This window comes from Novosphingobium umbonatum, from assembly GCF_004005905.1.
GTDB lineage: Bacteria > Pseudomonadota > Alphaproteobacteria > Sphingomonadales > Sphingomonadaceae > Novosphingobium > Novosphingobium umbonatum.
In genome coordinates this window covers 249538-271263 of sequence record NZ_SACO01000002.1, presented here as the reverse complement: position 1 = coordinate 271263, position 21726 = coordinate 249538, and the positions used below count along the sequence as shown (strand labels likewise).

The window sequence follows — 21726 nt, the reverse complement described above, 5'->3', positions numbered from 1 at the left end:
CCATGTTGCGCAAAAAAAGGGCGAGCCAGCGGCCCGCCCTTTTCCGGCTTTTGCAATCTGATCTGGCTGGAGATCAGAAGGACTTGCGCACCGACAAAGCCCATTCACGCGGACGGCCCACGTTGGAATAGACCGTACCTGCCGAAGCATAGAGCGCCTGGAAGCGCAGCGGCAGGAAGTAATATTTGTCGAACAGGTTCTGCACCTCAAGGCTGATGGCCAGATCCTGCTTTTCATTCTTCCAAGTCAGGCGCGCATTGGTGATGCCAAAGGCCGGATTGTAATCCAGCGGGGCGGTAACCCCCAGACGGCCCATCGTCTGCTTGCCGGTATAGGCATAGTCAATGCGCGGCGTCAGCGAGCCATTCTTGCCCATATCGGCCTTATACTGCATGCCGAAGCTGCCGCGCCAGTTGGGCGTGGTGATCGGATCGGACAGCTTGATCGAGGTGACCTGCGCGCTGATCCGGTTCCATTCGCCATCGATGAAGCTGAGCGTGGCGTCCATGTCCAGCCCTTCGATCGGGCTGGCCGAGACTTCGGCCTCCACGCCATACATCTTGCCGTCGCCGGCATTCTGGATCGCGGCGCAGGGGAAGGGATCGGTGCCCGGCGCATAGCCGTCCAGCAGCGAGCAATCCGAGATCGGCAGCTGGATATTCTTGTAGTCATTGACGAAACCGGCAAGGTTCACGCGCAGACGACGATCCAGCAGGTCGGTCTTGATGCCCAGTTCATAGGACGTGAGCGTTTCGGGACGGAAGGTACCATTGGTGGCCTGCGTCTTGGTAAAGGGACGCGCGGTGACGCCGCCGCCCTTGAAGCCGGTGCTGACCGTGGCATAGGCCATCAATTGCGGGTTGAAGCGATAGTCGGCGGAAATGCGCCAGTCGAGCTTCTTGCCGTCATAGGTCGCCTGACTGCCGTTCAGCGCGCCCACGCCGAAGATGTCATTCAGCGTGCCGCCAGCCCAGGTCTTGCGGACAAAGGTGTAATCCTTGTGCTCGCTGGTATAGCGCAGGCCCGCCGTGACGTTCAAAGCGCTGGTAGGATGCAGGATGACGGTGCCGAAAGCGGCCTTGGAATTGGCCGGAATCGGGTCATTGCCCATGAATTGCAGATAGAAGGTGGGCACATTGGGGACGATATAGCGAATGTCCTGACGGGTATAATAGACCGACTTCTGGTCATTATAGAAGCCGCCAAGGGTCCATTCGCCCAAAGTCCCGATCTTGCCATTCAGGCGCAGTTCCTGGCTGAAGAACTTGAACGACAGATCGTTATAACCCGCGCCGCCCGCAGGGGCATAGGGGGTGAAATCATCGTCGGTGCCGAAGGTCTGCTTATACTTGCGATAGGCGGTGATCGACTGCAGCTTCAGATCGTCGGTGATGTTGTAGGACAGGTTGCTCGACACGCCCCAGCCGGTGAACATGGTGGTGTTGGGCATGGTGTAGGCTTGGCCAGCCTGACCACCTGCGGGCATATAGAAGCTGGCATAGGTGCAGAAGCGGCCGCAGCGGAAATCGACGCCGCCGGTCTTGGCGGTGTTGTTCACCGTCAGCACGCTGGCGGCATTGGTGCGGTTTTCATAGGTGTAATCGGCCGCGACAATCCAGTCGAGCTTGTCATTGGGCTTGTAGCGCAAGGAGCCGCGCACGCCCGAGTAATTCTTGCCGCCCAGCTTGTCGACCACGCAATCCTTGCCGCTGCTGGCATTGCCGGTGATGCCCAGACTGTTGCTGGGGTTGGCGCAGCCATAGTCGAGTTGCTTCACATAGCCGTCCTGACGCTTGAACACGCCGGACACGCGGGCATAGAGATTTTCGGTCAGCGCATAATTGGCCGTGGCGCGCAGATCGAGCCGGTTGCGCGCGCCATAGGCGGCTTCCACCGTGCCCGAATTTTCCGCCGTGGGCTTGGCCGAGAACATCTTGATCGCGCCGCCGATCGAGTTACGGCCCGTCAGCGTGCCCTGTGGCCCGCGCAGCACTTCCACGCGGTCAAGGTCGAGCAGATCCATCACCGAACCGGTCAGCGTGGCGTAATAGACATCGTCAATATACAGACCAACGCCCGGCTCATAGGCGGGGTTGAAGTCATATTGGCCCACGCCGCGAATATAGGCGGCCATCGACGAACCAAAAGCGCCGCCCATTTGTGTCAGTTGCACGTTGGGGGCATTGGCGGCAATCTGGCTGATGTCGGTCTGGTTGCGCGATTTCAGCAATTCGGAATTGACCGCCGTGATCGACAAAGGCGTATCCTGCAGCTTCTGGCTGCGGAACTGCGCGGTGACGACAATTTCCTTCAGCCCCTTTTCCAGCGCGGCGGGGGCCTGTTCATCGGCCGCCATGGCAGGGGCGGCAAGGCCGAGCGCCAAAGCGGTGGTAGCGGCAGCCTGTGCGAGACGCATACGGGTAGTGGTGCCAAAAGTTCTGGCCATTTTCCCTCTCCTTGAACCGGGCTCTTTGGCCCTTATGTTTGTGAGTGATACATACGAATTGACGAGAAGCAAGTCTGATTGGAAAGTTTTTGCGCTGACCTGTCAGGTGATGCCAAAAAATCACATCTGTTAGGGTGCGGGCCTGCCTTTGATGCCAGCGGGGCTTGCTTTGCACGCCTGCCTTGTGTTTAGCCTTTGCCCATGAGCGACACCTGTGCCCCCGACAGCGATGACACGCTGACCACCCTGTTGATCCAGTTACTCAAGCTCTGCTCGCTGGTGGGCGGGCCGATGAAGGAGGGCGTGTGCGATCCTTCGGGCGCCTCCACGCAAGAGGTTAAAGTGGTTATGGCGCTGGCCGGTGAAGGGCCATTGGCGGGGCATGATCTGGTGCATATTACCGGCGCGACTCCGATGAATGTCAGCCGCGCCATTGCTGCGCTCAAGACGCGCGGCTGGGTGGAGGACTTTACCGATCCCGATAACCGTCGCCGCCGCCCCGTGCATCTGACGGAGGCTGGCGAGGCCGCCTATCGCCAGATGCAACCCCTGCTGCATGGCGTGGCGGAAAGCCTGCTGGGCAAGCTGACCCAGCGCCAGCAGCGCGAATTTGGCCAAGCCGCCACCCATGTGTTGCGCCGCATCGCCGAATGGGAAGCGGCGCATCCACAGGTGGATTAATCCACTAAGGCTGGCTGCTGCCCCGCCAGCATCGCGCCAAAGCGCGGGTGGGCAAAATGCATCGGCACATCATGGCGATGCGGCCATGTCTGGCGGATTTCCGCGCTGCGGATTTCATCCGGCCCGATGGGGTTTTCGGGGAAGCAGGTGGTCAGCGGCTGGAGATGGGCGGTGGTTTTCGACCAGCCCGCCTCGTAATCGCCCTGCCATTGCATCATGTAATCGAGCCGCTTGATCTTCCAGACCCCATCTTCCTTCACATAGTCATTTTCATAGATGCCCGCTTCCATGAATTGCAGCGGCAGGCCTTGGGGTTTGAAGGTGCGGGTTTCGTGGCTGCCGCCAAACAGCATGCCACGGAAACGGCCCTTGGCGGTTTGGCCATCGGGGGCGATGGTGATGATATCCTGCATCTGGAAATGGTCGAGCAGGAAGCCATAGGCAGGGCCTTCCTCGCCCGGGGCAAGGAAGAGCGATTTGAACCATGTGCCATAAAGGCGATAGGCCCCCTCGCGCCCCTTGTAGATGCCGGAGAGGAAAATCACCTCGCCATCCTCTGCAAACAGGTCGGCGACATCGCGGGCGCGGTTGAAATCGATGTAATAGCCATAGGCCCAATGCAGGCGGCGTATGGCGTTAATGTCCTCCAATTCCTGCACGCGGCGTTCCAGCGCGGCAAGGCGATTGTCAGTATCACTCATGGCATCTCTCCTGTCGGGATGCTGCCACTTTTCGCGGTGGCTTGCCTCATCCTCTTTGTATGCCATACTAACAATCAAACGGCATTTGGCGAGAGGAAAAATGATGCAGGCGCAAGGTGGAGAATGGGCAGGCCGCGTGGCCTTTATCAGCGGCGGGGTGTCGGGGCTTGGTTTCGGGATCGCCCGCGCCTTTGCTCTGGCCGGTATGCGCCTTGCGCTGTCCTATCGCAACGAGGATTATCGCAGCAAAGCCGCAGCATGGTTTGCCGATCAGGGCTTGGAAGAACCGCTGTGGATCAAGCTGGATGTGACCGACAGAGCGGGCTTTGCGGCGGCGGCCGATGCGGTCGAGGCGCATTTCGGCGGGGTGCATGTGCTGGTCAACAATGCCGGCGTTTCGGTTTTCGGCAATACGGCAGAGGCTTCCTATGATGATTATGACTGGATCATGGGGGTCAACTTCGGCGGGGTGGTCAATGGCATTACCTCTTTCCTGCCCGCGCTGCGCCGCGCCGATGGGCGGCGGCATGTGGTCAATATTGCCAGCATGGCCGCCTATCTCTCCGGCCCGCAGGCGGGGATCTATACCGCCAGCAAATTTGCGGTGCGCGGGCTGACCGAGTCGCTGCGCTATAATCTGGTGCCTTTGGGCATCGGTTGTTCGCTGGTGTGCCCCGCTTTGGTGGCCACCAATGCATGGGATTCCGCCTTCCGCCGCCCCGAAGCCTTTGCCGACAGCGGCTTTGGCACGGTGGACCGCGCCGCGCTGGAGCATTTCGGCAAGGCCTTCGAGGCGGGCATGGACCCGTTGGAGGCTGGGCAGCGTATCCTGTCCGGCATGGGCCAGCGGCGCGGGTTGATCTTCACCCATCCCGAATTTGCCGAGGATTTCGCCGCGATCTATGCCGAAAGCATGGAGGCCCTGCCGCAGGAGGAAGCCCCGCCCGCGCGGCTGGAAGTGGAGCGGATGCGCCGCGCGGCCAACAAGGCGGCGTTGGAGGGGCGGGAGATTAGCATTGCGGATTTGAATTGAAGGGGGGGGATGCCTCCGGCGGGCAAAGGGACTCGGTCCCTTTGCAAACCCATAATGGGGTTGCGTTAGTTGGCGGAGGTAGCGCAAGCTGGAAGCGCCGCAGGCTTTAAAGCGCTCCGCGCAAAGGCGCTGCCTTTCAGGCACGCGCCACCCAGTAACGGGATCGCCAAGGGCCCCCGCCCTTGGCCCGCCGGAGGCAATCCTTCCATCCCTACCCCCACCAAAAAGCCGTAGCCCGCATCTCGATGCTGTTCCTCGGCGGGGCATCTTCTGGCGCAAGCGGGTCATTAAACGCCACATGGGGGATATGGCGCGCGACATCGGGCGCGCTGTCCTTGGTTTTGAAGATGATTGCCTCGCCTGCATGCATATCGGGGTAGTAATACCAGCGATGCGCGGGATTATGCGCGACCAGCAGGCCTTCAAAGCCCCATTCGCGGCCATCGGGCTCGTCGAATATGGCATCGGCGGTGATGAGATCGCCTTCTTCCACGCTGCGCGCATCGCATAGGGCCAGCGGCACATCCTGCGGCGCGGGGGACAGGGCGCGCCAGATGTTGACGGCGGCAAAGCGGGTAAAGCTGCGCCCCGCCGCTGTCCGCTCGGCCATGGCGCGGGCGCTGGTGTCGGCCACGTCAATATGGGCAAAGCGGGCGGGGTGGGAATTGTTGCCGCTGCCCGCCAGACCCGACTTTTCCGAAAAGCGCAGGATGCCATGGGGTGAGACGCGCACCTCATCCGCGCCGGTGGCGGCTTTTACCAGTTCGGCCAGTTCGGCGGCATAGATCTGCGCCACCTGCTCGGGGGACCGCCAATCGGTGACGGCGCTGCTGTGCTGAACCAACGTAAAGCCCTCGCGGTCCAGTCGGGCGCCCATGCCGCGTGCATTGGTCACCGCCATCGGCACGGGGGCAATATCCAGCACGTCGCGGTCATGGGCATTGGCGTAATAGCGCGGGCGGGCCACGCCTCGGCCCGAATAGGCGATCAGGGGTAACATCGCGGCGCCTTTCAGGTCAGCGCGTAATAGCGCACATGGTTGCCATCGGGCCGCCTTTCGCCCACGCCGATGAAGATGTGGCGGGTCAGCCAGTCATGCTTGCCCTTGCTGGTTTCAAAGCTGGGCTGGGCGCGCAGGTAATATTCGGCATGGGGCACCGGATCGCCACCGGCAAAGGCCCAAGCGCGCAACCGGTCCATCACGCCCGGTTCCCTGCCCCACAGGAAGCCCTTGTTCTGCATATAGATCAACGTGCCATCTTCCTCCTCCAGCATATAGCGGGCGTCGAAACAGGCGGTGTCATCGGGGCGGAACAGGGCATAATCACCGCCCGAATTGGGCACGGCGCGGCCTTTCAAACGCGGGCCTTCAAACACGCCGCTGTCCACATAGACCGCGCTGCGCATACCGCCGCTGGGCAGATCGGGCACCATTTGCACGCGGGTGAATTGCAGGGTGCAGGCAAAGGCGAATTCCAGCCTTGGATTGTCGAGTGTGGAGAAATCCATGAAGCGGCCCTTTTAATAATTGGAAAGAATGGTCAGCGCGGGCCCGTCCAGCGGCTTGCCCGCCTTTTGCTTGGCCAGCTCGTCCTTGCGGGTCTGCACTTGCAGATCGATCAGATAGGCATGGATGGCGTCCGCATCCTGCGGGGAAAGAATATCGTTCCAGCGCGGCATACCGGCGGGCACATAAAGCCCGTCCAGCACGATCTGGCGGAAGGCCTCATGCGTGGCGGGGGCCATACGGCGCAGGTCCGGCGTGATCGAGCGGGGGCGGTTGGCGTGGCAAATGGCGCAATTGCCAAAGAACAGGCTGGCCCCGCGCGCAATCACCTCGGGCGTGACATTGGCGGCCTGTGCGGGCGGCTCTGGCGCCACGGTCAGCGGGGGCAGCAGCGGCGGTTTGACCAGACGCGCCCGCCCGTCCAGCTTGAACACCAGCAAGCGGTTGGCATTGACCCGATTATAGGCCGCGCCATAGCGGGGAATATAGGGATAGCCCCCGCCGCCCCAGCCTGCGGTGACCGCCACATATTGCACCTTGCCGATGCGATAGGTCATGGGTGCGGCCATGATCGAGCTGCCGGTGTCGATGGCTTTCAGGCTGCGCCCCGTGGCCGCATCGCGAACCACCAATTGCCCCGCCACATTGCCATGCACCAACAGGCCCGAAGCGGTGACCATCACCCCGCCGCGATCCTGCCACCCGCCGGTGTCCACCGCCCAGACGGTCTTGCCGGTCAGCGGGTCGATGGCGCGCATCTGCGCCTTGCCGGGGTTTTTCACCGCATCGGCAAAGGCGGGCAGGGCGCGGATCTGCGCGGCCATGGGCGCGGGGAAGGTGCCTACCGCCTCGGCCAGATCCTGCGTGAAGATCAAGGCGGCATCATTGTTGAGAGCACGCGCTTTCAACGGCTTTTGCCCCGGCGTCATGAAGATCAGATTGCCAATATCCAGCACCGATCCATAGTAAAGGCCGGTCTTGGGACTATAGGCCGCGGGGAACCAGTTGCGCGCGCCCGGTGTGCCGGGGAAGACGATCTTGGGGCCGGTGGTGTAATCGGCCGCTTCTGCGTCCAAAATCGGGCGGCCGGTGGCAGAATCAATCCCCTTGGCCCAATTGACCCGCGCGATGGGGTTGGCGCGCAGCAATTTGCCGCTTTGCCGGTCGATCACATAGAGGAAGCCGTTTTTGGGTGCGTGTAGGATGACCGGCCTTTCCGCCCCGTCCACCGTCATCCGTGTCAGGATCATCGGCGCGGTGGAGGTGAAATCCCAATTGTCGCCGGGCGTTTCCTGATAATGCCAGCGCATCGCGCCGGTTTTCGGGTCCAGCGCCACCACCGATCCCAGATAGAGATTGTCGCCCCCCGCAGGCGAGCGTTTGGACGTGGCATAGGGCCCGCCATTGCCGGTGCCGACCAGAATCAGCCCCGTTTCCGGATCATAGTTGAGCGCATCCCATGGCGCGCCGCCGCCGCCAATGTCCCAGCGGCTGTTGGGGTCCCATGTTTTCAGCGCGGCTTCGAGTTCTGGGCGCTCCTGCGGGCCCTTGGCCGGATCGCGCGGCACCACGTGCCAGCGCCAGCGCAGCTTGCCGGTTTTCAGGTCCAGCGCGGTGACATAGCCGCGCACATCATATTCGGCGCCCGCCATGCCGATGATGACCACATCCCCCGCCACTTCGGGCGCGCCGGTGGAATTGTCGCCCTTGGCGCGGTTTTCGATAAAGTCGGCTTTCCACACCAGCTTGCCGGTTTTCGCGTCCAGCGCATACATCCAGCCATCCAGCGCTGCCACCATCACCTTGCCATCGGCCACGGCCAGCCCGCGATTGACCATGTCGCAACAGGCGGTGCGGTTCAGCTGCATATCCACTTCCGGCTCGAAAGCCCAAAGCGGACGGCCGGTGGCGGCATCAAACGCATAGGCCCGCCCTGCCACACCCGAAACATAAAGCACGCCATCGACCATGACCGGCGTGGCCTCCATGCCGCGCCCCGTGCCCAGTTCCGCGCTCCATGCCAGACCAAGGCGGCTGGCATTGGCGGGGGTGATCTGGTCCAGACGGGAATAATGCGTTTTGCCCGCATCGCCGCCGGGGTTGGTCCATGTGGCGCCCGCGCCCTGAATCGACGGTGGATTGGCCGCCAGTTGCGTGGCGGCCAGCGCCAGTGCGAGAGTGGCCAGCTTCTTCACTGCGCCGCCTCCGCCAGCAGTAGCGGGGCCACCGGAGCTTCGGCAGGCCATGGGCTGGGCATTTTATAGGGCACGGTGATGAAATTGGCCTCGATCTGGGTGATCATGCCGCCATCGATCTTGAACAATTCGCTGATGTAAAAGCTGTGCGGGCGGCGCACCGGACTGTTGACCCAGCGGCCATCGGTCAATTGATAGCGGGCAAGGCGGCCCGAATGGTCGATAAAGCCAAAGGCCATCACCAGCCCGCGTTCCTCATCCACCAGCGGGAAGCGGCGGGCGCGCAATTCATCATCATAGCGGTAATTGCCCATGCGGAATTGCTCTTCGCAGCCCAGAGCGGAGACCGGCACGATTTTGGCGAATTCGGGATTGCGGGTGGTTTGCACGCCATTTTCCACCCGGTTGCAATCGGGGTGGAATCGCGTGTGGATCGTGCCATCGTTCAATTGCAGCGTGTCGAAATAGCCGTTGGACAGCTGCACCATTTCCGCGCGCGGGGTGGGGAGCGCGGGCTCGGTTTCCAGAATGGGTTTGACCCAATAGCGCGGGTTTTCGAATTTGATGCCCGAATCGCTTTGCCGCACGATGCACATTTCGCACTCACGGATCGCGCCATCGGGGTTGACCGCAAGGCGCAGCGTAAAGGCGCTTTCCTCGATCGCCTCGTGGATGGTGCCGAAATAGCCGACTTGGCCGTTGCGCGTATCGGCAAAGCGCAATTGATACTCGCCCAGCCTTTCAATCGTGCCCCAGACGCCATCGCCGATTGCCAGCATCACGTTGTTTTCGCTGAATTGCGCATCGGCTGCCCATGACACTTTCGTGGCATCGCCCGCGTTCAGCGCGGCCAGAAAGGCGTCGAGCACGCCATAAAGGGCGGACCGGTCCATAAGCTCTCCCAATCTTGGCGCTGTGTCGCGCCTTGTTGCTTTATCTCTTGCACAAGCTATCAAATGTTACAATAGAGATTGCCGGAGCAGGGTGGATTAACACCCGCCCTTGGGGAGAGTTTGCGATGAGCCGCACAGCGGAGGAAGAGGCCAATCTGGCTCTGGTGCTCAACATGTATCGCGATGTCCTGATCGCGATGGATAGCAGCGCGGTCGACCGCTATATTGCACCTGATTATGTGCAGCATTCCTCTCTGGCGGAGCCGGGGGTGGCGGCATTGAAAGCCTTTCTGGACAAGGTGCGCGCGGAAAGTCCCGATGCCCGCCAGACCATTCACCGCGCCATGGTGGATGGCGATATGGTGGCGGTGCATGTGCATGTGGAGCGCTATGCGGGCGATGCCGGATTGGCGGTGGTGGATATTTTCCGCGTGGCCAACGGCATGATTGCCGAACATTGGGATGTGTTGCAGGAAGTGCCGGAAAAGCCGGTCAATCCGCTGCCTATGTTTTGAAGGAGAGTTTTATGCTGCGCCTTACCCTTGCCGCTGCGCTGATGCTGGTGGCCGCTCCTGCCATGGCCGCTCCTGCCAAACCTGCCGCCTGCAAGCTGAACCCCAAGCAGGTGGTCACCCGCTTTATGGACGAGTTCTACATCAAGGGCGAGGTGCGCCACGCTTTTGAAACATGGGTGGACCCGTCCTATATCCAGCACAATCCCTATGCCCCCACCGGACGCGATGCGGCGATTGCCTTTCTGGAGCCTTTCATGAAGGGCAACCCCGGTCACAAGGCCGAGATCAAGCGCATTCTGGCCGATGGCAATATGGTGGTGGTGCATACACATAGTCGCATGAAGCCGGAGGATCGCGGTTCGGCCGTGGTGGATATTTTCCGTGTGCAGGGCTGCCGCGTGATGGAACATTGGGATGTGTTGCAACCCGTTCCCGAACAATCGGCCAATAGCAACACGATGTTCTAAAAAAGGCTTGGGCAATGGTGGCGATTTCGGGGCAGTTTGTGGACCGCTGCGTGGTGGTGCTGGGCGGAACGGCGGGCATTGGTCTGGCGGCGGCGCGGCTGTTTTATGACGAGGGCGCCAAGCTGGCGGTGACGGGGCGTAATGAAGCGGCCCTGCGCAAAGTGGCCGAGGAGCTGGACGCGCTGGCCATCCGCAGCGACATCAGCGACACCACCCAGACCGCTGGCGCCATGGCCGAGATCGAGGAGGCTCTGGGCGGGATTGACCTGCTTTTCGTCAATGCCGGTGTGGGCGGTTTTGCCCCTGTCGATCAGGTGACCGAGGCGTTCTGGGACCAGATCCATGATGTGAACCTGCGCGGCGCTTTCTTTGCCATTCAAAAGGCGCTGCCGCTGATGCGTGACGGGGGCAGCATTGTCATCACCGGCTCGATCGGTTCAGTGGCGGCGGTGCCGGGCAATGTGGCCTATGCTGCGGCGAAGGCCGGGCTGCGGGCGATGGCGCGCATTCTGGCCAAGGAATTGCTGCCCCGCCGCATCCGCGTCAATATGGTCAGCCCCGGCCCGACCGATACGGAAATTTTCAAGCGCGAGGCCAGTGCGCAGCAAATTGCCGATATGCGCGAATTGATGGCCAATGTGGTGCCAATTGGCCGCATGGGAACATCGGAAGAAGTAGCAAAGGCTGTGTTGTTTCTTGCCAGCGGCGCTGCATCGTTTATTAACGGAATTGATCTTTATGTCGATGGCGGCTGCCTAGAGCTGGGCTGACATCGAAACACCCACATCACGAGCTGTGAGAGGGGAAGGGGGCGTCGCTCGGAACACGGGCGGCGCCCCCTTTCGGTTTATAAAACGCTAGGCATGCCATCGAGCAGGATGGTCTTCAGCTCGGTATAGCCCAGCAGGCCCTCGATCCCGCCTTCGCGGCCAAGGCCCGATTGTTTGAAGCCGCCAAAGGGCAGGCCAAAATCCATGCGCAAGCCGTTTTGCCCCACCGCGCCGGTGCGGATGGCGCGGGCGATGCGATAGGCCGCGTCCACATCCTGCGTCAGCACCGAACCATTGAGGCCAAAGGCGGATTGATTGGCGATGCGGATGGCGTCCGCCTCGTCCTCATAGGGGATCAGGCAGAGCACGGGGCCGAAGATTTCCTCCTGCGCAATGCGGCTGGTGTTGTCCACGTTGGTGAACAGGGTCGGTTCGATAAAGTAACCCTTGGCCAGATGGGCGGGGCGTTTGCCGCCATAGGCCAAAGTGGCGCTGGCCTTGCCTTCCTCGATATAGCTTTCGATGCGCCGCAATTGCCGCTCCATCGCTACAGGGCCTAGCTGGGTTGCCGGATCATCGCTGTGCCCGATCACCACTTGCGCCATTTGCGCGGCGATGGCGGCGGCCAGTTCATCATGGCGGGCGCGGCTGACCAGCACGCGGCTGAGCATGGCGCAGACCTGCCCGCTCATCATGCAAAGCGTGCCCGACAGGATTTGCGCGGCCACATCAATCGGGAAATCATCCAGCACCAAAGCCGCCGATTTGCCACCCAGCTCCAGCGTGCAACGCGCCACGCGGGCGCCGCAAACCTGCGCGATGCGCGTGCCCGCCACGGTCGATCCGGTAAAGCTGACCTTGTCCACCCCTGCATTGCACACCAGATGGTCGGAAGCCTCGCGCTGGCCGGTGACCAGATTGACCACGCCTGCGGGCAGACCGGCGGCCTGTGCCGCCTCGGCAATAATATAGGCTTCCAGCGGGGTTTCGGGGCTGGGCTTCATAATCACGCAGCAACCGGCGGCCAGCGCATAGGCCAGCTTGTTGAGCATGATGCCATAGGGCCCGTTCCATGGCGCAATCGCAGCCACCACGCCCACCGGCTCATAGGCGACCAGACCCACCGCCGCGCCGGTGCTGGGGCGTTGCTGCACCCATTCAAAGCCTTCCGCCATGGCGATAATGCCGTCGAATGTGGCGTTGGAACCGGCCTGCATGATGCCGGAAAAGCTGGCGAGGCCGCCCATCTGCATGGTCCATGCCCGCGCCGTTTCGCCCACGCGTGCGTGGAGGATGGCGCTCATCTTGCGCATGAAGGCTAACCGCTCGGCAGGCGCCATACGCGGCCATGGGCCATGGTCAAAGGCTTCGCGGGCGGCGGAAACGGCGGCGTCCATATCCACCTCGTCCGCCTCGGCCACGGCGGAGACTTGTTCTTCTGTATTGGGGTCGATCTGGGCCAGCATGCGGCCTGAATGGGCGGGCACCCATGCGCCGCCGATAAACAGGCGATCGGGATGGGCGATGCGCGGCGGCACCGGCGTGATGATGGGGAAGGGGGCATTCATCGGGGGATCTATCCTTTATACGGTCGCGGAGGCGGCGGCGCGCAGCATGGGCGCATGGGCCTCGATCATGGTGCGGGTGCTGCGCGCGGGGCGGCCGGTCAGATGCTGGAAATCATCGCTCTGGATCGCCAGATAGCCTTCGCGGATAGCGCGGCCAAAGCTGACCATATCATCGCTGTTCCATGGAATGCCCTGCACGCTCTGGTCATCCACCGGACGGCGGGGAATGCCCATCGCATCGAACATCGCATATTGCGCATCATCATCCACGGCTGTGTAGGCAACGGGGACGCCGGTGATCTGCGCCATCATCGCCGCGACATCGGCAAAGCTTTCCAGTGCGGGGCCGGTGATGTCATAGGTGCGGCCCTTGTGGCCATGGGTGGTCAACACGGCGGCGGCGGCATCGATACAATCATCGCGCCAGACCATCGCCTCCAGCCCTTCGCCCGCGTTGGAGATCCATTGCCCGCTGGCCATAACGCCCGGCCCTGCCATCACGATCATCGCATCGGCATAATGGGCGTCGCGCAGAAAGGTCCAGCTTGCGCCGGAAGCGCGGATCAGGCGTTCGGTTTCGATATGGTCATGGCGCACTTCGGCAGGATTGGCCGGATCATCAATGCCGATAAAGCTGGTATAGGTGATATGGCCGATGCCAGCGGCCACGGCGGCCTCGACGGCGGCGCGGTGCTGTTCCACGCGGGCGCCCACGCGGGTGCCGGAAATCAGCATCAGCTTTTCACCCCCCGCCATGGCGCTGGTCAGCGTGTCGGGCTGGTCAAAATCGCCATAGCGCACGGTGCAGCCCTGTTCCTTGCGATGGGCCAGCGTGTCGGGCTTGCGGGTGATCAGCACCAGATCACCTCCGCGCCCCGCCGCGATCAACCGGTCGGTCAGCCCGCGGCCATAATGGCCGCTGGCGCCGGTGATAACAATGCGGCCGCCCATTTAACGGGCCACCTTATCCAACTGGCTTTGCGGCACCCACCAGCCATGCACCTGCGGGCGCAAACGGGTGGGGATCGCCACCTTCGCCAAGGGCCCTGCATGCAGCGCGCCCGCATCCAGCACCCATGCGGCATGGGCGAACTGGTTGTCGCCGGTCTGTTCATCGACGATGGCGACAATATAGCCCAGATGGCCTTCCTGCGCGGATGGCACATGCACCGGCTCGTTGATGCTCCAGCCCTGCGGCAGGGCGAGGGCATCGACCACATGGCCAGCCTCCGCCGCGCCATGGACGAAGTCGAGCCGGACGATCGTGTTGAACATCGCGCCCACCGGCCCGCCGAACAGGGGCGGCCCCTGCATTTCCGGATTCATGGTCAGCATCCAGCCATAGGGATTGGGGCGGCCTTGCATGGCGGCGGGGATCAGCGGGAAGTCACCGGGAGGGCCGACCACGCTCTCGCTCACGCTGGTGGCATCGCCCTTGGGATCGACGCTCCAGCGGGTGAGCGCGCCTTTGACATCCCACGGTGCCATATGGATGCCCGACGCCTCGCGGATGAAGGGGAAGGCATTGGTGTTGGACAGGCATTGGTCGAAATGGATCACGCCTGCCTCATCTTCAAAGGCATTCATGAAATGATAGGCCGAAACGCCCTTGGGCCCCTTGAACCAGCGGATTTCCGACACATCGCCATAGCGCGGCATCACGCCCAGCCAGCTGTCGGTTTCGGGCTCATGCACCCAATGGTCGCCACCCGCCTTCAACCGGTCGAGCGAGCAGGTGGTGGGATAGATGGGGAACAGGGCGTAATTTTTGGTGATGGCGAAATCATGCATCATCGCGCAATAGGGCGCGTCGAACCATTGTTCCTTCACCAGCTTGCCGCTGGCATCGACGATGCAATAGGCGACCTTGGTGCTGGCCGGACCATCGGCCTCATAGCCATAGAAGAACAATTCGCCCGTATGCCCGTCGATGCGCACATGGGCGGTCATGGTTTCGGATTTGAGAGCGCCGTCAAAATCATAGCTGCCGATCGTGTCCAGCGTGATCGGGTCCACCTGATAGGGGCGGCCATCTTCCTTGGCCATCAACATCCGGCCCGCGTGCCATACCGGCGTGGTGTTGGCGACAGTGCGGTCTACACCCTGCACATCCTCATCATCGGTGAAAATATTGCGATAGCGGCCAAAGCGGGCGCGGCCCTTTTCCGCCTCGGCCAGCCAGCGCGCGGTGCGGACATAGCGGATCAGGAAATCGGCGGTGCCATCGGCGTTGAAGGCCAGGCGGCTGACCATACCATCGCCCGAGAGCACATTGTCATCGGCGAATTTGGGCGGGTAATGCGGGTCGGGAATGGCGCGATAGAAACTGCCGCAGACCTCTGGCGGCAAAGTGCCTTCGACGGCCAGATGGGTGAGCGTGACCTCGCGCCCGACAGGCTGGTTGAGGCCGATAAAATGCGAAGTCTGCGGGAAAGCCGCGTCAACGGTTGCCATGATCCTCTGTCCCTTTGTTTATAACTTTTGTTAGTGTTGTAACGCTGATTCTTCGCCGGTGCAAATGGTGAGTTGCCCCTTTTGTCGCAAAGTGTCGCGCTCCCCTGCGGCGGGTTGAACCGATGCGCGTTCTGCGCCAGTTTCGGTGTTGATAATGCGGGCGCATCCCCCTTTCGCGCGCCCGCGCCCAGAGGAGCCGGAACCTATGTGCGACGAACTGACCCTTGCCGATGATGATGCCAATCTGGCCGTGCGCGGCCTGTCGCGCCGCGATTTTGCCGCGCTGTCGGCGGCGGCCACGGCAGTGGCCTTTGGCCATGCGCAACAGGCGATGGCGGCTGGCGCTGCGTTAAAGGAGCAGGCGGTTAACATCACCACGCCGGATGGCGCCTGCGATGCTTTCTTTGTGCATCCGGCCAGCGGCAAGCATCCCGCCGTGATCGTCTATCCCGATATTGCCGGTTCGCGTGAAGCCTATCAGGTGATGGCGCGCCGCCTTGCCAGCGATGGCTATGCGGTCTTGCTGGTGAACCATTATTACCGCACGGCCAAGGCGCCCTTGCTGTCTGGCCTGACCGAATGGCGCACGCCCGCGGGCGCGGAAAAGCTGAAGCCCGCGATTGCCGCGATTACCACAGCCGGGATTATCAGCGATGCCAAGGCCTTTGTCGGCTGGCTGGACAGCCAAGCGGCGGTGGATACCAAGCGCAAGATTGGCGCGGCGGGCTATTGCATGACCGGCGGCTATACGGTGCGCGCGGCGGCGGCGGTGCCTGATCGCGTGGGGGCAGGGGCCAGCTTCCATGGCGGCGGTCTGGTCAGCGATGCGGCCGATAGCCCGCATAAGCTGATCGCGGGCACCAAGGCCGGTTTCCTGTTTGCGATTGGCCGCAATGATGATGCGCGCAGCCCCGGCGACAAGGATGCTTTGAAAGCGGCGGCTGCTGGCCATTATGTCGAGGCCGAGGTCTATGCCGCCGATCATGGCTGGTGCACGCTGGATGCGCCCTCCTATGACAAGGGCGAGGCGGACCGCGCCTATGCGCGGCAATTGGCCCTGTTCGCCAAATTGTAAGTTGCCAAATTGTAAGGAAAGGACGGGGCAGGCGCGATACCTGCCCCGTTTCCGGTTTTAGAAGTCTTTCTTCAACGTCACCGCCCAAGTGCGCGGCAGGCCGGGCGCGCCCGATACCGTGCCGACATTGGCGTAATTGGCGGTCATCGAGGTGAAGTAATATTTGTTGAGCAGGTTGCGCAGTTCGAAACTGGCGCTCCAGCCATCTTCCTGACTCTTCCACGTCAAACGCGCATTGGCGAGGAAATAGCCGTCGATGCGGTTGGTGGCCACCTGCGTTGCCAGCGCGCCGCCGCCCCCCGTGGCCGTGGTGGTGGAGACCACCGCGCGGTCAACATTGGTCGGGTCGACATAGATATGCGACTGGTAGGACCCGTCGGCGCGCAGGATCAGCGTGCCCTTGCGCACATCGGGCACTTCATATTGCACGCCCGCATTCCATTTCCACGTCGGCGTATAGGGCGGCACAAAGCTGGCCTGCACGCCGGTGCTGGCGCTGTCCACGGTGGTATATTTGAAATCCAGATAGGACAGCGAACCATCCAGCGTCAGATGCTCGACCGGACGGATGGTGGTTTCGACCTCAAAGCCCTTCACATGCGCCGAACCCACATTCTTGGGCTGGAGGCAAGGCGCGGCGGGGAAGCCCAGGCTGTTGGGGCAGCTGAGCGTGGTCAGGATGATATTCTTGTAATCATTGTAGAAGGCCGAGACGTTGAAACGCAATTTGCGGTCAAACAGGTCGGACTTGAAGCCAAGCTCATAGGCCACGATGGTTTCGGGCTGGAAGGGCTGGGCCTGGTTGATGAAGAAGGGGCGCGGGTTGACGCCGCCAGCGCGATAGCCGGTCGACACCTGCGCATAGGTCATCAATTGCGGGCTGAAGCGATAGTCGGCCGCCACGCGCCAGTCGGTGCGCTGCTTGCGGAATTGCGCCGACAGGCCGTTCAGCGCGGCGATCGCGCAATTGGGCGGCGAACCCACGGTGAAAGGATAGCCGGTGCAGGCCTGAATGGCGCTGCCATCGGGATTGCGGCGGGTATAGGTATAGTCCTTGGCGTCCCAGCTGGCGCGGATGCCGCCGGTCAGCGTCAGCGCGTCGGTGGGATGCAGCGAGCCATTGGCGAACACCGCCTTGTTGGTGGCGGGGGTCTTGTCCGGACCATGCAGGAAGTCGATACCCGCATAATTGAGATCGATGCGGCCGGTATAGGTGCCATCGGCGTGGAAGTAGAAACCGCCCACCGTGTAATCGAGCAGATTGTTGAAGGCCTTGCCGGTCAGGCGCAGCTCTTCGCTATATTGCTTGTTGCTCTGCGCCTGTTGCAGCATGGATGGCTGGACCGGAGCGCCCTCGGCAAAGGCCCAAGAGGCATCATACTGGCGATAGGAGCTGATGGATTTGAGCGCCGTATGGTCATTGATCGTCCAGTCGATGCTGGCGAACAGCCCGTAATTGTCGAGGTTGGAATGTGGGTTCAGCGCCAGCGGCTTATAGGGCATCTGGCTGTCGGCGCGTGCATTGTCGATGAAAGTGGCATAGCTGATATAGCGGCCATCATAACCGGCGGGCGTGGTGTCGCAACTGTTCACGCCCGTGACGACAAAGGCGCAATTGAGCGGCACCGAGGCGCCATTGACCCCCGCCAGCCATGGGCGCGCGGGCGATTTGGACACGGGGCTTCCGGCAAATTGGCCAATGGCATTGCCATAGAGCAGGATCGAAGGGCCGGGTTCGTCGCGCTGGCGGGTGAAGTCGGCGGCGACATTGACCTCGACATCGCTATTGGCCAGCCAGCGCAGCGCCACCTTGCCCGCGGCAAAGCTGGTGCCACCCAAAGTGCCCAGCACCGGATTGTCGCCCACGGCATAGGTGGGCACGTTGGAACCGGGGTGGGTCTTGGCATAATCTAGCCGCTTGACATAGCCGTCGCGGTTTTTCGATGCGCCCGACACGCGCAGGAACAGATTGTCCGACAGTTTCATGTCGAACATGGCGCGCAGGTCGATGCGGTTATAAGCGCCATAGGTGCCTTCCACCATGCCCTTGCCATTGCCCTGCGGCTTGACCGAATAGAGCTTGATCGAACCGCCCAGCGAGTTGCGCCCCGCCAGCGTGCCCTGCGGCCCGCGCAGCACTTCCACGCGGTCAAGGTCCATCAGGTCGAGCAGCGAGCCGGTGAGCGTGGGCAGATAGACATCGTCAATATACATGCCCACGCCCGGTTCGAGCGCGAAATTGGGGTCGGTTTGCCCCACGCCACGGATGAAGGCGATGATGCCCGGGCCCAAATAGGCATTCTGGGGCGAAAGCGTCACATTGGGCGTTTGCGCGGCCACTTCGGCAATATTGGTTTGCCCGCGTGCGGCCAGCGAGGCGCCGTTCATAGCGGTGATGGCCAGCGGCGTATCCTGCAATTTCTGGCTGCGGAATTGCGCGGTCACCACGATTTCATTGGTGGTCGGACCTTTCCTGGCGTCCGGCGTGGCGGTCTGTGCCAAAGCGGGATTCGCGGCAGCCAGCAAGGCGATGCTGGCGCTGGAAAGGTAAAGCCCCCTGATTCCAGTCATATAATCCTCTCCGTCTCTGCGCGGCTTTTGTTTTGGTGCCGCGTCTGCAACATTGCTATCATAAATGCGAAATTTTCAGCAATGTGATAATTTGGCTGGCTTGGCAGAAAGGCGCTGCTGCGACATTCTTGCCGCACCTGTGGCTGGGGTGGCTGCCCGAGACGACACTTGCCGCCACCGACCCGCGCGCCCATATTGGCTGGCAAAGGAGATCCCCCGAGATGACCGAGCATTCCGACCTGCCGCAAACCGAGGCGCAATGGCGCGAGAAGCTGGGCCCCACCCGTTACCATATCCTGCGCGAAGGCGGCACGGAACGCGCCTTTACCGGCGAGTATGAGAGCAACAAGGCAGCGGGCGATTACCTTTGCGGGGGCTGCGGCGCGCCTCTGTTCCATTCCAGCACCAAATATAATTCGGGGTCGGGCTGGCCCAGTTTCTATGCCCCAGAGGATGCCAGCGCGATTGCCGAATTGCGCGACATGTCCCACGGCATGGTGCGGGTGGAGGTGCGCTGTGCCCGCTGCGAGGGCCATTTGGGCCATGTCTTTCCCGATGGGCCGCAACCCACGGGTCTGCGCTATTGCATCAACAGCGCCAGCCTGAACTTCGTTCCCGAGGATCTACCGGGCGAGGATGCTTAAGATTTTGCACTGACAGCCATTTGCGGTTAACCAAGCGCCGATTATGGGCGCCGCTGGCGCTTGGCGGGTGCATGCGTTGTTTCATGAGGTTGGGTAAAGCATGGCGAAACAGGTGAGGCGGCGTTCGGGCGAGGTGAATGATGCCTCTAACGGATCGGGCGTTGTGGGCCGTTTCTTCAAGCGGCTTGCCCTGTGGATCGGCTCGATCGCGCTGCTGGGCGTGGGTTTTCTGGCGGCGGCGGTTTGGTTTGAATCCAGCCAGTTGCCCGATTTCGACGCGCTGAAATCCAGTCAGGTGGGCCAGACCATTTTGGTCCGCGCCCGCGATGGTACCGAGATTTTCTCCATGGGGCCTTCCTATGGCAAATGGCTGAATTACAACGAGTTGCCCGAGGTGATGAAGACCGCCATGGTCGCCACCGAGGACCGCCGTTTCCGCCAGCATATCGGCATTGACCCTATCGGCGTGCTGCGCGGGTTCTATGTGCGCGGCAAGACCGGCAAATGGCGTCAGGGCGGATCGACGCTGACCCAGCAATTGGCGCGCACCATCTTCCTCAACAATGACCGTACATGGCACCGCAAGGCGCGCGAGGCGCTGATCGCTCTGGCGCTGGAATGGAAGTTCAGCAAGGACGAGATCCTCGAACTCTATCTCAACAAGGTCTATTTCGGCGGCGGTGCTTATGGCGTGGACGCGGCCTCGCGCAAATTCTTTGGCCATGAAGGGCGCCAGCTCAGTCTGGGCGAGGCGGCGATTATTGCAGGGCTAGTGAAGGCCCCCAGCCATTATTCCCCCACCGCCGACCAGCAGGCCGCGATTGACCGCGCCAAGGTGGTGCTGGAAGTGATGGTGGATGCCGGCGCCATCACCCCGTCGGAGGCGGACAAGACCGATCTCAAGACGGTCAAACTGGCCGCCGAGGGTTCGCAAACCGCCGTGCGCTATTTCACCGACTGGGCCTTGCCGCAATTGGAGGCGATCCTGCCCGAGGCGCGTGATCCCAATGCGGTGGACAATATCGAGGTCTGGACCACTTTGGACCCCGCGCTGCAACAGGCGGCTGCCCATGCGATTGCGGGCTATACGCCCAAGGATGCCCAGGGCGCGATGGTCAGCATGGACCGCGATGGCGCGGTTCTGGCCATGGTGGGCGGGCTGGATTATGTGACCAGCAATTACAACCGCGCCACCAGCGCCCTGCGCCAGCCCGGTTCGGCGTGGAAGCTGTTTGTCTATCTGGCCGCTTTGGAAGCGGGCGTGAAGCCCGATGATGCGGTGGTGGACCAGCCCGTGACCATCGATGGTTGGAGCCCGCGCAATTCGGGCGGCACCTATGCGGGCCAGATCGACGTGCGCACCGCCTTTGCCTATTCCAAAAACACCGTGGCCGCGCAATTGGGCCAGCAGGTCAGCTTTGACGCGGTGGCCGCCATGGCCAAGCGTTTCGGCATCACCACGCCCATTTCCACCAACCCTTCCATGGTGCTGGGCACCAATGATGTGCGGCTGATCGAAATGGTGCGCGCCTTTGCCGCGGTTTCGGCCAAGGGCATATCGGTGGAGCCCTATGGCATCACCAAGGTGCTCGCCAGCGATGGCCGCGTCTTGTACGAGCGGCCCAAGGCGCAGGGGCAGGTGCTGGTCGCGCCCTTTGTCTCGGCAGGCATGACCGACCTGTTGCAAACCGCCGTCAACATCGGCACCGGCCGCGCCGCGCAAATCGGCCGCCCCGTGGCGGGCAAGACCGGCACCACCAGCAGCAACAAGGATGGCTGGTTCCTCGGCTTTTCCAGCGGGGTGACCACCGGCGTATGGATGGGCCGCGATGACGCCAAGCCCATCGCCGGCCTGCAAGGCGGCACCGCGCCCGCCCGCGCCTTTGCCCAATTCATGAAGCAGGCCGTGGCCAAGCGCCCTGTCGAGCCGTTTGAAACCCAGCTCACCCTGCCCGATTGGCAGCTGGAGCCGGACGACATGGCCAATATGACCGCCGACGACGGCTATGTGCCCAATGAGGACGCGCAGCCCACCAACAACCCCGACGACGGCAACGGCCCCTCCAACCCCGCGCCCGCCGCCAATGGCGAGTTTCTCGACAACGCCACCGGCGCCCAGCGGCCCAAGCGCGCGGCGGGGCAGCCTAGTGTGGGGATTTGATTTGGTGCGCTGAAGTGCCTCTGGCGGGTTTCAGGAATGCCTCCG

The 21726-nt window shown here is 62.2% G+C and carries 18 protein-coding genes; 8 read left to right on the top strand and 10 right to left on the bottom strand.

The features are described 5' to 3' along the window. Positions 1-73: 73 nt before the first annotated feature. Positions 74-2446, bottom strand: a complete 2373-nt coding sequence (locus EOE18_RS03535; RefSeq protein WP_127706283.1) for a TonB-dependent receptor — start codon at positions 2444-2446, stop codon at positions 74-76. A gap of 201 nt (positions 2447-2647) precedes the next feature. Here EOE18_RS03535 and EOE18_RS03530 point away from each other — a divergent pair, with 201 nt between their 5' ends. After that, positions 2648-3127, top strand: coding sequence for a MarR family winged helix-turn-helix transcriptional regulator (locus tag EOE18_RS03530; protein WP_127706282.1), 480 nt, complete (start codon positions 2648-2650; stop codon positions 3125-3127). Here EOE18_RS03530 and EOE18_RS03525 read toward each other — a convergent pair. Then, a complete protein-coding gene (locus EOE18_RS03525) occupies positions 3124-3828 on the bottom strand; it encodes a nuclear transport factor 2 family protein (RefSeq protein ID WP_127706280.1) in 705 nt (234 codons plus the stop codon). The two genes, EOE18_RS03530 and EOE18_RS03525, sit on opposite strands and share 4 nt — an antisense overlap. Positions 3829-3928: 100 nt before the next feature. Between EOE18_RS03525 and EOE18_RS03520 the strand changes: the two genes are divergently transcribed. Next, positions 3929-4861, top strand: a complete 933-nt coding sequence (locus EOE18_RS03520; protein WP_246027240.1) for an SDR family oxidoreductase — start codon at positions 3929-3931, stop codon at positions 4859-4861. Between the two features lie 211 nt (positions 4862-5072). Here the strand turns inward: EOE18_RS03520 and EOE18_RS03515 are convergent, their stop codons facing one another. The 4 genes from EOE18_RS03515 to EOE18_RS03500 are packed head-to-tail and all read right to left on the bottom strand — an operon-like array spanning position 5073 to position 9456. After that, positions 5073-5861: a CmcJ/NvfI family oxidoreductase gene (locus EOE18_RS03515; protein WP_127706278.1), complete on the bottom strand. Its 789-nt coding sequence runs from the start codon at positions 5859-5861 to the stop codon at positions 5073-5075. 11 nt (positions 5862-5872) lie between these two features. Continuing rightward, positions 5873-6370, bottom strand: a complete 498-nt coding sequence (locus tag EOE18_RS03510; protein WP_127706276.1) for a DUF3237 domain-containing protein — start codon at positions 6368-6370, stop codon at positions 5873-5875. Positions 6371-6382: 12 nt separating this feature from the next. Beyond that, a complete protein-coding gene (locus tag EOE18_RS03505) occupies positions 6383-8563 on the bottom strand; it encodes a PQQ-dependent dehydrogenase, methanol/ethanol family (RefSeq protein ID WP_246027239.1) in 2181 nt (726 codons plus the stop codon). Then, positions 8560-9456 (bottom strand): DUF8021 domain-containing protein, encoded by an 897-nt coding sequence (locus EOE18_RS03500; RefSeq protein WP_127706272.1) that lies wholly within the window; start codon positions 9454-9456, stop codon positions 8560-8562. Before EOE18_RS03500 ends, EOE18_RS03505 begins: the two co-directional genes overlap by 4 nt. 125 nt (positions 9457-9581) lie before the next feature. On the opposite strand from EOE18_RS03500, the gene EOE18_RS03495 reads away from it, so the two are divergent. From EOE18_RS03495 to EOE18_RS03485, 3 genes are read left to right on the top strand one after another with little or no spacing between them, the layout of a single operon-like run. Continuing rightward, positions 9582-9971 carry a nuclear transport factor 2 family protein gene (locus EOE18_RS03495; protein ID WP_127706271.1) on the top strand — a complete coding sequence of 130 codons (390 nt, stop codon included), beginning with the start codon at positions 9582-9584 and terminating at the stop codon, positions 9969-9971. An 11-nt stretch (positions 9972-9982) separates the two neighbouring features. After that, positions 9983-10438: a nuclear transport factor 2 family protein gene (locus EOE18_RS03490; RefSeq protein ID WP_127706269.1), complete on the top strand. Its 456-nt coding sequence runs from the start codon at positions 9983-9985 to the stop codon at positions 10436-10438. Positions 10439-10452: 14 nt separating this feature from the next. Next, positions 10453-11208 carry an SDR family NAD(P)-dependent oxidoreductase gene (locus tag EOE18_RS03485; RefSeq protein ID WP_127706267.1) on the top strand — a complete coding sequence of 252 codons (756 nt, stop codon included), beginning with the start codon at positions 10453-10455 and terminating at the stop codon, positions 11206-11208. A gap of 77 nt (positions 11209-11285) precedes the next feature. Here EOE18_RS03485 and EOE18_RS03480 read toward each other — a convergent pair whose 3' ends face one another. Genes EOE18_RS03480 through nov2 form a run of 3 tightly spaced genes read right to left on the bottom strand, consistent with a single transcriptional unit; the run spans position 11286 to position 15230 of the window. After that, a complete protein-coding gene (locus EOE18_RS03480) occupies positions 11286-12776 on the bottom strand; it encodes an aldehyde dehydrogenase (RefSeq protein ID WP_127706265.1) in 1491 nt (496 codons plus the stop codon). Positions 12777-12791: 15 nt separating this feature from the next. Continuing rightward, a complete protein-coding gene (locus EOE18_RS03475; RefSeq protein WP_127706263.1) occupies positions 12792-13727 on the bottom strand; it encodes an NAD(P)H-binding protein in 936 nt (311 codons plus the stop codon). Beyond that, a complete protein-coding gene (gene nov2, locus EOE18_RS03470; protein ID WP_127706261.1) occupies positions 13728-15230 on the bottom strand; it encodes a lignostilbene-alpha,beta-dioxygenase NOV2 in 1503 nt (500 codons plus the stop codon). Between the two features lie 205 nt (positions 15231-15435). Here nov2 and EOE18_RS03465 point away from each other — a divergent pair, with 205 nt between their 5' ends. After that, positions 15436-16305, top strand: a complete 870-nt coding sequence (locus EOE18_RS03465; RefSeq protein ID WP_127706259.1) for a dienelactone hydrolase family protein — start codon at positions 15436-15438, stop codon at positions 16303-16305. Positions 16306-16362: 57 nt separating this feature from the next. Here EOE18_RS03465 and EOE18_RS03460 read toward each other — a convergent pair whose 3' ends face one another. Then, on the bottom strand, positions 16363-18876 hold the full coding sequence (locus tag EOE18_RS03460; protein WP_127706257.1) for a TonB-dependent receptor: 2514 nt from the start codon (positions 18874-18876) through the stop codon (positions 16363-16365). Positions 18877-19097: 221 nt separating this feature from the next. Here EOE18_RS03460 and msrB point away from each other — a divergent pair, with 221 nt between their 5' ends. Both msrB and EOE18_RS03450 read left to right on the top strand, forming a co-directional pair. Next, complete coding sequence (gene msrB / locus EOE18_RS03455) at positions 19098-19520, top strand: peptide-methionine (R)-S-oxide reductase MsrB (protein WP_127706255.1); 423 nt, start codon at positions 19098-19100, stop codon at positions 19518-19520. A 100-nt stretch (positions 19521-19620) separates the two neighbouring features. Beyond that, positions 19621-21681 (top strand): transglycosylase domain-containing protein, encoded by a 2061-nt coding sequence (locus EOE18_RS03450; RefSeq protein WP_127706253.1) that lies wholly within the window; start codon positions 19621-19623, stop codon positions 21679-21681. Positions 21682-21726: the final 45 nt, after the last annotated feature.